General features: G+C 65.9%; 11 protein-coding genes. All 11 read right to left on the reverse strand.

Annotation, left to right across the window (positions count from 1 at the left end; genetic code table 11):
• Nucleotides 1–47: 47 nt before the first annotated feature.
• The 11 genes from pgi to dksA all read right to left on the reverse strand — a co-directional run bounded on the left by pgi (nucleotide 48) and on the right by dksA (nucleotide 12,759).
• Nucleotides 48–1,712: a glucose-6-phosphate isomerase gene (gene pgi, locus PTT45_RS17960; protein ID WP_273815113.1), complete on the reverse strand. Its 1,665-nt coding sequence runs from the start codon at nucleotides 1,710–1,712 to the stop codon at nucleotides 48–50.
• A gap of 87 nt (nucleotides 1,713–1,799) precedes the next feature.
• A complete protein-coding gene (gene panD, locus PTT45_RS17965) occupies nucleotides 1,800–2,180 on the reverse strand; it encodes an aspartate 1-decarboxylase (RefSeq protein ID WP_273815114.1) in 381 nt (126 codons plus the stop codon).
• 71 nt (nucleotides 2,181–2,251) lie between these two features.
• Nucleotides 2,252–3,100, reverse strand: coding sequence for a pantoate--beta-alanine ligase (gene panC, locus PTT45_RS17970; protein ID WP_273815116.1), 849 nt, complete (start codon nucleotides 3,098–3,100; stop codon nucleotides 2,252–2,254).
• Nucleotides 3,097–3,897, reverse strand: a complete 801-nt coding sequence (panB, locus tag PTT45_RS17975) for a 3-methyl-2-oxobutanoate hydroxymethyltransferase (protein ID WP_273815118.1) — start codon at nucleotides 3,895–3,897, stop codon at nucleotides 3,097–3,099. Before panB ends, panC begins: the two co-directional genes overlap by 4 nt.
• Before the next feature lie 175 nt (nucleotides 3,898–4,072).
• The gene (gene folK, locus PTT45_RS17980) at nucleotides 4,073–4,561 is read right to left on the reverse strand and encodes a 2-amino-4-hydroxy-6-hydroxymethyldihydropteridine diphosphokinase (protein ID WP_273815120.1); all 489 of its coding nucleotides are present in this window, start codon (nucleotides 4,559–4,561) and stop codon (nucleotides 4,073–4,075) included.
• Nucleotides 4,561–5,973 (reverse strand): polynucleotide adenylyltransferase PcnB, encoded by a 1,413-nt coding sequence (locus tag PTT45_RS17985; RefSeq protein ID WP_273815121.1) that lies wholly within the window; start codon nucleotides 5,971–5,973, stop codon nucleotides 4,561–4,563. Before PTT45_RS17985 ends, folK begins: the two co-directional genes overlap by 1 nt.
• 669 nt (nucleotides 5,974–6,642) lie before the next feature.
• On the reverse strand, nucleotides 6,643–8,058 hold the full coding sequence (locus PTT45_RS17990) for a sigma-54-dependent transcriptional regulator (RefSeq protein WP_273815122.1): 1,416 nt from the start codon (nucleotides 8,056–8,058) through the stop codon (nucleotides 6,643–6,645).
• 54 nt (nucleotides 8,059–8,112) lie between these two features.
• Nucleotides 8,113–11,067 carry a sensor histidine kinase gene (locus PTT45_RS17995; RefSeq protein ID WP_273815124.1) on the reverse strand — a complete coding sequence of 985 codons (2,955 nt, stop codon included), beginning with the start codon at nucleotides 11,065–11,067 and terminating at the stop codon, nucleotides 8,113–8,115.
• Entirely contained in the window at nucleotides 11,051–11,227 is a 177-nt protein-coding gene (locus tag PTT45_RS18000) for a hypothetical protein (RefSeq protein WP_043308774.1), read from the reverse strand. The genes PTT45_RS17995 and PTT45_RS18000 overlap by 17 nt, the downstream gene beginning before the upstream one ends.
• 108 nt (nucleotides 11,228–11,335) lie before the next feature.
• Complete coding sequence (gene gluQRS, locus PTT45_RS18005) at nucleotides 11,336–12,223, reverse strand: tRNA glutamyl-Q(34) synthetase GluQRS (protein ID WP_273815127.1); 888 nt, start codon at nucleotides 12,221–12,223, stop codon at nucleotides 11,336–11,338.
• A 92-nt stretch (nucleotides 12,224–12,315) separates the two neighbouring features.
• The gene (gene dksA, locus PTT45_RS18010; RefSeq protein WP_273815129.1) at nucleotides 12,316–12,759 is read right to left on the reverse strand and encodes an RNA polymerase-binding protein DksA; all 444 of its coding nucleotides are present in this window, start codon (nucleotides 12,757–12,759) and stop codon (nucleotides 12,316–12,318) included.
• Nucleotides 12,760–12,798 lie beyond the last annotated feature (39 nt).

The following is a 12,798-nucleotide window of genomic DNA, read 5'->3' on the forward strand; positions in this document are numbered from 1 at the left end:
AATGCACAAACCCGGCACGCGGCCGGGTTTGTGGTGACGTCGCTGGCTCAGCCGCGGTGACGGCCGCGGAAGAAGTCGATCAGGCCCTGGGTCGAGGCATCCTCGGCCGGCGGCTGGTCCCAGCCGGTCAGGCGCTGGTAGACGCCCTTGCCGAGTTCCTTGCCCAGCTCCACGCCCCACTGGTCGAAGGCGTTGATGCCCCAGATCACGCTCTGCACGAATACCTTGTGCTCGTACATCGCTACCAGCGCGCCGAGGCGACGGGGGCTGATGCGCTCCAGCACCAGGGTGTTGCTCGGGCGGTTGCCGGGGATCACCTTGTGCGGCGCCAGGCGCTGCACCTCGTCTTCGCCCAGGCCCATGCCGCGCAGCTCGGCCTCGGCCTCCTGGCGGCACTTGCCGAGCATCAGCGCCTGGCTCTGCGACAGGCAGTTGGCGTACAGCCACTGGTGGTGGTCGGCCACCGGGTTGTAGCTGACCACCGGCACGATGAAGTCCGCCGGGATCAGCGGGGTGCCCTGGTGCAGCAGCTGGTGGTAGGCGTGCTGGCCGTTGCAGCCGACGCCGCCCCAGATCACCGGACCGGTCTCGGTGCTCACCGGGCTGCCGTCCTGGCGCACGCTCTTGCCGTTGGACTCCATGTCCAGCTGCTGCAGGTGCTTGGTGATGTTCCGCAGGTAGTGGTCGTACGGCAGGATGGCGTGGCTCTGCGCGCCCCAGAAGTTGCCGTACCAGACACCGAGCAGGGCCAGCAGCACCGGCATGTTCTTCTCGAAGGGCGCAGTGCGGAAGTGCGTGTCCATGCTGTAGGCGCCGGACAGCAGCTCCTTGAAGTTGGACATGCCCACCGCCAGGGCGATCGGCAGGCCGATGGCCGACCACAGCGAGTAGCGCCCGCCGACCCAGTCCCACATGGGGAAGATGTTCTTCTCGCGGATGCCGAACTCGATGGCCGCCCGGTTGTTGCTGGTAACGGCGATGAAGTGGCGGTACAGCTTCTCCTCGGTGCCGCCACGGGCCAGGTACCAGGAGCGCGCGGCCTGGGCGTTCTTCAGGGTCTCCAGGGTGCCAAAGGATTTCGACGAGACGATGAACAGGGTGGTCTCGGCATTCAGCTTGGCCGTCACATCGTGGAATTCGCTGCCGTCGATATTGGCCAGGTAGTGGCAGCGCACACCGTTCTGGGTGAACGGCAGCAGGGCCTCGGAGACCAGCTGCGGGCCGAGGAAGGAACCACCGATGCCGATGTTGACCACGTCGGTGATGGTCTTCTCGCTGTAGCCGCGCCACTGGTTGCTGTGGATGCGGCCGACGATGTCGGTCATCTGGTTGAGCACGCGGTGCACGTCCGGCATCACGTTGACCCCGTCGACCTTGACGCAGTCGCCGATCGGCCGGCGCAGCGCGGTGTGCAGGGCCGGGCGGCCCTCGGAGGCATTCAGCTGATCACCGTTGAACAGCGCCTCGATGGCGTCCTGCAGACCGGCTTCCCGCGCCAGGGCGACCAGCAGGGCGCGTGTCTCTTCGCTGAGCAGGTTCTTCGAGTAGTCGAGGAAGATGCCGCTGGTGCTCATCGAGAAATGCTCGAAGCGCTGGGCGTTGGCGGCGAAGGCCTCGCGCATGCTGAAACCCTGCATGGTCTGGCGATGCTGGCGCAGGTCCTGCCAGGACTTCAGGGTGGTGACATCGAGCGGTTGCTGGTAGTACGCCATGGGCGGAGAGTTCCTTGTTGTACGGCGTTTCGGGCATTAAAAAGCCCGGATGGTTCCGGGCTTGGAGTTTAGCGGTACAGGCCTGAATCAGGCGACCTGCACGGGAATCGCGTTGCTGGTATGGCTCAGCTCGCCATCGGCACCCATGTACAGCACGCGCGGCTGGAAGTTGGCCAGCTCGGCCTCGCTGTAGTGGGCGTAGGCGCAGATGATCACGCGGTGGCCGACCCCGGCCTTGTGCGCCGCGGCGCCATTGACCGAGATGATCTTCGAGCCTTCCTCGCCACGGATGGCGTAGGTGGTGAAGCGCTCGCCGTTGTCCACGTTGTAGATCTGGATCTGTTCGTACTCGCGGATGCCGGACAGGTCCAGCCACTCACCGTCGATGGCGCAGGAGCCTTCGTAGTCGAGCACCGCGTGGGTGACGATGGCGCGGTGCAGCTTGGCCTTGAGCATGATGGCTTGCATGGCGGAGGCTCCTGGGAAAATGGGCGGCAGAGTGTGCCCGAAGCCCCGGGGGGCTTCAAGATCGGCGGGGCTTACAGCTCGAAGGCCAGATTGTCGATCAGGCGCGTGGTGCCGAGGTAGGCGGCGGCCAGGATGACCAACTCGCGATCCTCGGCCGTGGCTGCGCGCAGGCTCAGGGACTCGCGGACCTCCAGATAGTCCGGGCGCAGGCCGGCGCTCAGCAGGCTGGCCTTGCCGGTCTCGGCCAGCTGGACGAAGTTGCGTTCGCCCGCGCGAACCGCGTCGGCCAGTTGCTGCAGGGTGCGATACAGGGCAGGGGCCTGGGCGCGCTGTTCGGCGCTCAGGTAACCGTTGCGCGAGGACAGGGCCAGGCCGTCGTCAGCGCGCACGGTCGGCTCGCCGATGATCTGGATCGGCATGTTCAGGTCACGCACCAGGGTGCGGATCACCGCCAGCTGCTGGAAGTCCTTCTCGCCGAAGATGGCGATGTCCGGCTGGACCATGTTGAACAGCTTGTTCACCACGGTGGCAACGCCCTCGAAGTGGCCGGGGCGGCTGGCGCCACACAGGCCTTCGGAGACGCCGGGCACGCTGACGCGGGTCTGGCCGGCCTGGCCGTGCGGGTACATCTCTTCGACATCCGGATGGAACAGCAGGTGGCAACCGGCGGCGACCAGTTTCTCCTGGTCGGCGGCGAGGGTGCGCGGGTACTTGGCCAGGTCTTCGTTAGGGCCGAACTGCAGCGGGTTGACGAAGATGCTGGCGACCACGAAGTCGGCGCGCTGGCCGGCCTTCTCCACCAGAGCGACGTGGCCCTCGTGCAGGTTGCCCATGGTCGGCACGAAGGCGATGCGTTTGCCCTCGCCACGCGCGCGCGCAACGGCGGCGCGCAGTTCCAGTACGGTCTTGACGGTGTTCATGCGGAGAAACCGTGCTCCTCGGCGGGGAAGCTGACTTCCTTCACCGCACGCACGTAGGCGGCGAAGGCGGCCTGGATGTTCGGCTGGTCCTGCATGAAGTTCTTCACGAACTTCGGTGCGCGGCCGGTGAGGGACAGGCCGAGCATGTCGTGCATTACCAGCACCTGGCCGTCGGTGGACGGGCCGGCACCGATGCCGATCACCGGGATCTTCACCGACTGGCTGATTTCGGCGGCCAGTTCGCTGGGCACGCATTCGAGCAGTAGCATGGCGGCGCCGGCCTGCTCCAGGGCCATGGCGTCGGCGCGCAGCTGGCGGGCGGCGGCATCGCCACGGCCCTGCACCTTGTAGCCACCGAAGACGTTGACCGCCTGCGGGGTCAGGCCCAGGTGGGCGCACACCGGCACGCCACGCTCGGCCAGCTGGCGGAGCGGCTCGGCCAGCCAGACCGCGCCTTCCAGCTTGATCATGTGCGCACCGGCCTGCATCAGCGCGGCGCTGCTGGCGAAGGTCTGCTCGAGGGTGGCGTAGGCCATGAACGGCAGGTCGGCGAGGATCAGCGCGCCCTGGTTGCCGCGCTTCACGGCGGCGGTGTGATAGGCCATGTCGGTCAGCGACACCGGCAGGGTGCTGTCGTGGCCCTGCAGGACCATGCCCAGCGAGTCTCCCACCAGCAGCACTTCCACACCGGCCTGGCAGGCTGCCTGGGCGAAGGTGGCGTCATAGGCGGTGAGCATGGCGATCTTCTCGCCCTTTTGCTTCAGGCCCAGCAGGGTGCTTACGGTTACATCAGGCATGGGAGATTCCTCATCAGCGGGCCGGATTCCGGCGCTTGTGGCACCTGCTCTCGGCCTCTTGGGCGGCGCTCTGTGCACCGCCTCGGGGCAACGGGACGCCTATAGTCCAGATGGGGGGGCGTGAAGTCAATCACGGGTGTTACCGCGCTGTTACGGCGTTACCGGCGGCGCCCGATCAGCGCTGCAGGCGCTCCAGCCCGACGTAGGGGCAGGCGGCGAGCAGGGCCGGCAGGTCGCGGCCGTCAGGCAGCTGCAGATCAGCGGGAGCGATCTCCGCCAGCGGATACAGCACGAAGGCGCGCGCGTGCATATGGTAGTGCGGCACGCTTAGGCGCTCCTCGGCCAGCAGACGGTCGCCGAACAGCAGGATGTCCAGATCCAGGGTGCGCGGGCCCCAGCGCTCGGCCTTACGCACGCGGCCCTGTTCCAGCTCGATGCGCTGCAGGGCGTCGAGCAGCTGCAACGGCGCAAGTTCGGTGTCCAGTGCGGCCACGGCGTTGACGTAACGCGGCTGGTCGGGTGGGCCCAGCGGATCGCTGGCATAGAGGGAGGAGGTAGCGGCCAGCCGGCTGCTGGGCAGCGCGGCGATGGCGGCGAGCGCCGCCTCGAGCTGCTGGCGCGGCTCGGCCAGGTTGCTGCCGAGGCCGATGTAGACCCTTTCCATTATTCGCCGGCGGGTGCGTCGCTGCGCGGGCCGCGACGGCGGTTGCGCCCGCCGCGACGACGCTTGCGTGCCGGTGCGCCTTCGCCATCTTCTTCCTGGCGATTGCCGAGGTCGCGGATCATGCTGCGGCGCTCGCTATCGGTAGCGTCCTGGTAGTCGGTCCACCAGTCGCCGAGGCCATCGGTCTGCTCGCCGGCGTCTTCGCGCAGCAGCAGGAAGTCGTAGCCGGCGCGGAAGCGCGGGTTCTCCAGCAGCAGGTCGGCGCGTTTGCCGCTGCGGCGCGGCAGGCGTTCCTGCATGTCCCAGATCTCGCGAATCGGGATGGTGAAACGCTTGGGAATGGCGATGCGCTTGCACTGCTCGACGATCAGGTCGTGTGCGGCTTCCTGCATGGCCGGGATCGGCGGCATGCCGCGTGCCTGCAGTTGCGCCGCACGGACCGGAATGGCAGGCCAGAGCAGGGCGGCGAAGAGGAAGGCGGGCGTCACCGGCTTGCCCAGGGCGATGCGCTCGTCGGTATTGGCCAGGGCCTGGCGGATCAGGTCGCCGGTGTATTCCGGGTCGCGCTCCAGCGCCTTGGCGCTGGCCGGGAACAGCGGGGCGAACAGGTCGTACTCGACCAGCAGTTCGAAGGTGCGTTCGGCGTAGCCGGCGAGGAACAGCTTGAGCACTTCCTCGAACAGGCGGGCGGCGGGAATGTCGCGCAGCATCGGCGCCAGGCGGCGGATCGGCGCCGCGCTGTGCTTCTCGATCTCGAAGTCCAGCTTGGCGGCGAAGCGCACCGCGCGAAGCATGCGCACCGGGTCTTCCAGATAGCGCTGCTCGGGATCGCCGATCAGGCGGATCAGGCGGTTGCGAATGTCGTGCACGCCATGCGCGTAGTCCAGTACGCGCTCGCCGCTGACATCGAAGTACAGGGCGTTGATGGTGAAGTCGCGGCGCTGGGCGTCGCTCTCCTGGGTGCCGTAGACGTTGTCGCGCAGGATGCGCCCGCTCTCGTTGCGCGAGGACAGGTGGCTGTCTTCCTCGTCGTCACCCTGCGGGTGGTTGCTGCGGAAGGTGGCGACTTCGATGATTTCGCGACCGAAGTGCACATGGGCCAGCTTGAAGCGGCGGCCGATCACCCGTGCATTGCGGAACTCGGCGCGTACCTGCTCGGGCGTGGCGCTGGTGGCCACGTCGAAGTCCTTGGGCTGCACGCCGATCAGCAGGTCGCGCACGCAGCCGCCGACCAGGTAAGCCTGGTAGCCGGCCTTCTGCAGGCGGTCGACTACGCCTACCGCGTTACGGCTGAACTGGCCGCGCTGCAGCGAATGCTGACGCGGGCCGAGCACTTCCGGCGTGCTGCGATGACGGGGCTGGCGCTTGAGCGAAAGCGGCGAACGGAGGGACTTGAACAGCTTTTTCAGCATGGGAGGCACTGTTTGCAGGGATAAGCGGCCGGAAATGCCGGTAACCGCACGATTGGCGCGGATTCTAGCATTGGGAGCAGGAAGGATGGTAAAGGCAGGCTGGGGATGACGAGGGGACTGAAGCTACTGGGGGAGCCGAAGCTCCCCCCCAAATTGGTGCGTGCTTTGTTTTTATTGTTATAGCGGGCCTGTTGTTCTTGTTGTAGGCCCGTTTTAGGTATCCCAAACCGGGTACCAGTAGCAAACGGATTGCTTTGGATGCTGATGCTGCCATGATCATTCCGTGATCCAACCAGTGCAGGCACTGCTTTAGTGCAGTTTTTATTATTCTCGGCCTGGTCGTGGGGCGAACCCCAAAGGCAAATCCTCTCCAAAAGAATCAGTTAGCTGCGCCTCCGCGTTGTTGTTTTTGTTGTGCTGGAGTCGTTCTGTATTGTTTTTATTGTTGAGGTCGAGCTTTCTTATTGTTGTTGTGCCAGAGATAAAGCAGAACCCGTGCCAGTTTTTGCGATCCCTTTGTTTTCAAGGGTTTAGCGTTTTAGTGTGTTGCCTGTGGGCAGAAAAAAGCCGGGTTCTCGTTACCGATGAACCCGGCTTTTGTTACGCGATGTTTGGCTTGGGGTAACAGTGGGGAACTCGCCTTTCGCGCGAGTGTCACCCCGGGTGCTCTCAGGAGCCGGCAGCGGCCCCTGACTTGCGCCGCGGGATGCCCAGGCGCTGGCGGCGTTCCCACAGGCACTTGCGGCTGATGCCGAGTTTGCGTGCCAGCTCGGTCTCGGTCATGTGGTCCTGGTGCTCGAGTACGAAGTGCTGGAAGTAGTCTTCCAGCGACAGGTCTTCGGTCGGCTCGTGACTGTTGCTGGCGCCCTGCAGCGAGGGCTGCTCGCTGAAGTCGTCGTCCAGGTCATCCAGCTCGATATCGATGCCCAGCAGCTCGGCGGATATCTCGTTGCCCTCGCAGAGGATCACCGAGCGCTCGATGGCGTTTTCCAGCTCGCGCACGTTGCCGGGCCAGGAATAATGGCGGATCGCCTGCTCGGCGTCATGGGCGAAGCGCAGGTTCTCGCGACCCATGCGCTGGCATTGGCGGGTGAGGAAGGACTGGGCGATTTCCACCACGTCGGCACCGCGCTCACGCAGCGGCGGCAGCTTGAGGGCGATGACGTGCAGGCGGTAATAGAGGTCTTCGCGGAACTGGCCAGTCTTGGCCAGGGTCTTGAGGTCGCGGTGGGTCGCGGCGATCAGGCGCACATCGACCTTCTGCGATTGCACCGAGCCGACCCGGCGAATCTCGCCTTCCTGCAGCACGCGCAGCAGGCGCGCCTGGGCTTCCAGTGGCAGCTCGCCGATCTCGTCGAGGAACAGGGTACCGCCGTCGGCCGCTTCCACCAGGCCGGCGCGGCCGGCACTGGCGCCGGTGAAGGCGCCCTTCTCGTGGCCGAACAGCTCGGACTCGATCAGGGTTTCCGGGATGGCCGCGCAGTTCACCGAGATCAGCGGTGCCTTGGCGCGCTTGGACAGGTTGTGCAGGGCGCGGGCGACCAGCTCCTTGCCGGTGCCGGACTCGCCCTGCACCAGCACGTTGGAGTCGGTGGGGGCGACCTTGCGAATCTTGCTGTAGAGGTCCTGCATGGCGGCGCAGGAGCCGATGATGCCGATATCGCCCTCGGCGGCCGCTCCGGCCTTGCCGGTGGACTTGCTCGGTGCCTCGCTCGGCGGGCTGCGCCGTGCTTCCTGGTTGTCACGCAGGATGCGCGCTACTGCCTGGAGCATCTCGTCATGGTCGAAGGGCTTGGCGATGTAGTCCACCGCGCCCATCTTCATCGAGTCCACCGCGGAGCGCAGGCTGGCATAGCTGGTCATGATCAGCACTGGCGTGCCTTCGGCCAGTTTGATCAGCTCGGTACCGGGGGCGCCGGGCAGGCGCAGGTCGCTGACAACCAGGTCGAAGGACGGGATGCTGTAGCGCTCCTGAGCCTCCTGCACCGAACCGGCCTCACTGACCTGATACTGGTTGCGTTCCAGTAGGCGGCGCAGGGCGGAGCGGATGATGGTTTCGTCTTCGACGATGAGGATGTGCGGCATTGATTCTCTCTCGACGGTCTCCGAACCTGCCCTGGGGCGGTTCTAGGTCACTACTCAGGTCGCTACGGACGTCGCTTCGACATAGCGCGGCAGAGTAACGCGGAATCGGGTCCCGCGTTGGCGTTCCGGATCGGCCGGGCTGTCGATGGTGATCTGACCATAATGCTCTTCCACGATCGAATAGACCAGTGCGAGCCCCAAACCGGTGCCCTTGCCTGGATCCTTGGTGGTGAAGAAGGGTTCGAACAGGCGGTCCATGATCGCCTGCGGAATACCGGTGCCTTCATCCTCGACCATCAGTTCGACGCTGTGTTCCGCAGTCTCGCTGCGCACGCGGATAGCGCCGCCGGGCGGCGAGGCGTCACGGGCGTTGGATAGCAGGTTGATCAGCACCTGGGCCAGGCGCTGTGGATCACCCTTGGCCAGGTGTTCCGGATCGCACAGGTTGAAGAACTGCACTTCGGTGCTGTTGCGGTTCAGAGACAGCAGGCCGATGGCGTCCTGTGCCACGTCGGCCAGGCTTACCGGATACTCGGCGCGCTCCTGCTGGCCAGCGTGGGCGAAGTTCATCAGCGACTGGACGATGCGCGAGATGCGCTTGGTCTGGTCGAGGATCTGGTTGCTGATCTCGTCGACTTCTTCGTCACCTTCGCGCTCCTCGCGCAGGTTCTGCGCCAGGCAGGCGATGCCGGTGACCGGGTTGCCGATCTCGTGGGCCACCCCGGCGGCCAGGCGGCCGATGCTGGCCAGGCGTTCGGAGTGCACCAGTTGGTCTTCCAGCACGCGGGTCTCGGTCACGTCCTCCATCAGCAGCACCAGGCCGCTGTTACCTGGTGCCAGCGGTTCTTCGATGGCAGCCTTGTGCAGGTTGAGCCAGCGCACTTCGCCATCCAGTTGCAGGTGCTGCTTGTGCAGGTGTTCGCCGTCCTGGGCGATGAACTCCTGCAGCAGGCCATGCCAGGGTTCCTCGATGCTCTGCAGACGTGAGCCGACCACGCGCTGCGCGCTGATGCCGGTGAGTTCCTCCATCGCGCGGTTCCACATCAGCACCTCCTGGTCCTTGGCCAGGGAGCACACGCCCATCGGCAGTTCCTGCAGGGTCTGGCGGTGGAAGCGGCGCAATGCGTCGAGCTCGGCGGCCAGGCCGGTGAGGCGCGACTGGTAGTCCTCCAGGCGGCTCTCGATGAAGTGGATGTCCTCGCTGACATAGGCCGCGCTGCCGGACTTGTAGGGCAGGAAGGTCTCGACGATGTCCTGGGACACGCTGGGACCCATCAGGCCCGAGAGGTTGGCCTCGAGACGGTCGCGCAGGCGACGCAGGGCGTAGGGGCGGCGCTCGTCGAACGGCAGGTGCAGATCGCGCAGGGCGCGCTCCACCTCCTTCTGTGCGGTGACCGCGCCGAGCGGCTTGGCCAGCTCGGCGGCGAATTCCTGCGGCGAGCCAGCCAGCAGCTCGCGGCGCTGCGGGCGGCGCACGTTGTCCACGGTGCAGGCCTCGGCGGCGCTCTTTTCCTCGTCGCTGGCCTCGGTGAACAGCGAGACCAGGGTGAATACCAGCACGTTGGCAGCCAGCGAGCCGACGGCGGCCAGGTGCCAACTGTTTTCGTCGAGCACATAGACGATGTCGAACCACGGCAGGTGCACGCCCTGCAGGTTGCTGACCAGTGGCACCAGCATGCTCAGCGCCCAGACCACGATGCCGGCGAGCAGGCCGGCGATGAAGCCGCGGTGGTTGGCCGTTGGCCAGTAAAGCACCGAGAGCACGCCGGGTAGGAACTGCAGGGTGGCAACGAAGGCGACGATGCCGAGGTTGGCCAGGTCCTGCTCGGCGCCGAGTAACAGGTAGAAGCCGTAGGCCGCGGCGATGATGGCGAGGATCAGGCCGCGACGCGTCCACTTCAGCCAGCGGTAGATGTTGCCTTCCGCTGGTGGCTGGTAGAGCGGCAGCACCAGGTGGTTCAGCGCCATGCCCGACAGCGCCAGGGTGCTGACGATGATCAGGCCGCTGGAGGCCGATAGGCCGCCGACGTAGGCGAGCAGCGCCAGTTCGCGATTGCCCATGGCCAGGCCCAGACCCAGGGTGAAGTATTCCGGGTTGGTGGTGGCGCCGATCTTCAGGCTGGCCCAGAGGATCAGCGGCACCGACAGACTCATCAGCAGCAGGAGCAGCGGCAGGCCCCAGCTGGCGCTGACGATGGCGCGCGGGTTGAGGTTCTCGGTGAAGGTCATGTGGTACATGTGCGGCATGACGATGGCCGAGGCGAAGAACACCAGCAGCAGGGTGCGCCACGGGCCTTCCTGCAGCGGTGTGTGCAGTTCGTTGAGGGCGTGCTGGTTCTGCAGCAGCCACTGTTCCAGCTCGGCAGGGCCGCCGAACACCTGGTACAGGGCGTACAGGCCGATGCCGCCGAGGGCGATCAGCTTGACCACCGACTCGAAGGCGATGGCGAACACCAGGCCCTCGTGCTTCTCGCGGGTGGCGATATGGCGGGCGCCGAAGAGGATGGTGAACAGGGTGATCAGCGCGCAGTAGCCGAGGGCGAAGCGATACTGCAGCGGCTCGCGGGTGAGGATGCCGATGGAGTCGGCCACCGCCTGGATCTGCAGGGCCAGCAGCGGCAGCACGCCGACCAGCATGAACAGCGTGGTGAGCACGCCCGCCCAGGTGCTGCGGAAGCGGAAGGCGAACAGGTCGGCCAGCGACGACAGCTGATAGGTGCGGGTGACGCGCAGGATCGGGTAGAGCAGCACCGGCGCCAGGAGGAAGGCGCCGGTTACCCCCAGGTAGCTGGCGAGGAAGCCGAAGCCGTACTGGTAGGCCAGGCCCACCGTGCCATAGAAGGCCCAGGCGCTGGCATACACGCCCAGCGACAGGGTGTAGGTCAGCGGATGGCGGATTACCCAGCGCGGGATCAGACCCTTCTCGCTGACCCAGGCCACGCCGAACAGCAACAGGAGATAGGCGCAGCTGATCAGGATCAGCTGGCTGAGATCAAAGCTCGTCGGCATCGCGCTGGCTCTGCAATATCAGGGTGACGACGATGAGGATCAGCCACAGCAGGTAGGGCCTGTACCAGGCGCCATCGGGGTCGATCCACCAGTCCATGATGGCGGGGGAGAACAGGTAGATGCCCACCACCAGGATCAGTACCAGTCGGTAGATGTACATAAGTCGGGTCCGTACGGGATGGCCGGATGGTACGGGAGCGCACGATGGCGGGGAAGCCGCTGGCTCCATCGGTGAGTGCGGCTGGCCGTTTTCGCGGTCGCGGCGCCCTCAGCGCAACTGCGCTTCGGCCAGGGTGCGGCTGCGCGGGATGCTGCTGGCGTCCCAGTGGGCGATGCCCCAGGCCAGTACCTCGCGTGGGTTGGCGTTGCCCAGCTCGGCCGGCGGGCGCTGGCCGAGGGCGCGCAGGGCGCGAACCAGCAGCGGCGGCGCCTGGTCGGTCGGCAGCGGCGGCGAGCGGTAGCTCTTGCCCAGCTTGTGGCCGTCCGGCTGGATGATCAGCGGCACGTGCAGGTAGCGCGGCTGCGGCAGGCCGAGCAGCTCCTGCAGGTAGAGCTGGCGAGGCGTGGAGTCGAGCAGGTCGGCGCCGCGCACCACGTCGGTGACACCCTGCCAGGCGTCGTCCAGCACCACGGCCAGTTGGTAGGCGAACAGGCCGTCGCGACGGCGGATGACGAAGTCGCCGACCTCGCGGCCCAGGTGCTGGCGGAATTCGCCCTGCACTCGGTCGGTGAAACGGTATTCCAGCTCCGGCACGCGCAGGCGAATAGCTGCGTCATGGTCGGGATGGCCGGCGTTGCGGCAGGTGCCCGGATAGAGGCCGCCCGAACCCTCCAGCTGCTTGCGCGAGCAGGTGCAGGCGTAGGCTAGGCCCTGCTCGAACAGGCGCCGGATCAGCGCGGTGTATTCGTGGTGGCGCGCGCTCTGCCGCACCAGCTCGCCGTCCCACTCGAAACCGTAGGTCTCCAGGCTGTGCAGGATGGCGTCTTGGGCGCCAGGCATTTCTCGTGGCGGGTCGAGGTCTTCCATGCGCAGCAGCCACTGGCCGCCGACACTGCGAGCATCCAGATAGGAGGCGAGGGCGGCCACCAGCGAGCCGAAGTGCAGGTAGCCACTGGGGGTGGGGGCGAAGCGCCCGATGTAGGGGGAGTCGTTCATTGCAGCGAGGCTATCGGCTGGGCGCGTGCGGCGCCAGTCCGCTTATCGGTCGCCGAAAATGAAACGGGGCGCCTTGGCGCCCCGTCTGCAACTCAGGAACCGAGCTGCTTCTCTTTGATTTCCGCGAGGGTCTTGCAGTCGATGCACAGGGTCGCGGTGGGGCGGGCTTCCAGACGGCGGATGCCGATTTCCACGCCACACGAGTCGCACCAGCCGTAATCGTTGTCTTCGATCAGTTGCAGGGTCTCGTCGATCTTCTTGATCAGCTTGCGCTCGCGATCACGGGCGCGCAGTTCCAGGCTGAACTCTTCTTCCTGGCTGGCACGGTCGGCCGGATCCGGGAAGTTGGCGGCTTCGTCCTGCATGTGGTGCACGGTGCGATCCACTTCCTGCATCAGCTCCAGCTTCCACTTGTTGAGGATGCTGGTGAAGTGAGCACGCATCGGATCGCTCATGTACTCCTCGCCCTTTTTCTCTTTATAGGGTTCGAAGCCACGAATCAGCTGGTTGCCGTTCTGTTTTGCTTTGGTGGGCATGGATGACCGCCTCTCACTTTCTCTGATCCATTGCGCAGG

Source organism: Pseudomonas sp. Gutcm_11s, from assembly GCF_028649395.1.
Classification (GTDB): domain Bacteria; phylum Pseudomonadota; class Gammaproteobacteria; order Pseudomonadales; family Pseudomonadaceae; genus Aquipseudomonas.